At 58.6% G+C, this 420-nt stretch carries 1 pseudogene; it reads right to left on the minus strand.

Annotation, left to right across the window (positions count from 1 at the left end):
- Positions 1-19: 19 nt before the first annotated feature.
- Positions 20-420 (minus strand): annotated as a pseudogene (locus HMPREF2526_RS03450) (HNH endonuclease); the annotation flags it as partial.

Here is a 420-nt window from a genome sequence, read left to right on the forward strand (position 1 = left end):
AATAGGGTGTCCACTAAACGAGGGTAACCTCATTAGGGCCTTGCTCTCGGTAGGTGATGCGCACACCTGGTTTGGCGGTTCTTTTACGCTTGAGTTCTTTAAGCCGTGCGGTAGCAACGGTGGGGATGCGGTGTGCGGGTGTGGCGGCAAGTTTTGCTCGGAGGTTCCACGCATCCAAGGTCTTCTTTACTTTTGAAACATAGGTTTCAATCAGTGTGAGGGTGCCCAAGCTGTGGCGTTGGGCAAGGGCGGCTGCACGTGCTTTCTTTTGCTTGCCGGTGTAGCGGGTGGGGCCGAAGTACACCTGGTGTAGGTCTGCGAGTTCGGTGGCGTCGGCTGGGTCTGCACCGAGCGCGCGGAGCTCGTCGGGTGAGCTGGGTATGTGTTCCACCAGCGCAATCCCCGAGTTGCGGAGGCGGA

Source organism: Corynebacterium sp. HMSC070E08 (assembly GCF_001808895.1).
In the GTDB taxonomy this organism is placed as follows: Bacteria; Actinomycetota; Actinomycetes; order Mycobacteriales; family Mycobacteriaceae; genus Corynebacterium; species Corynebacterium hiratae.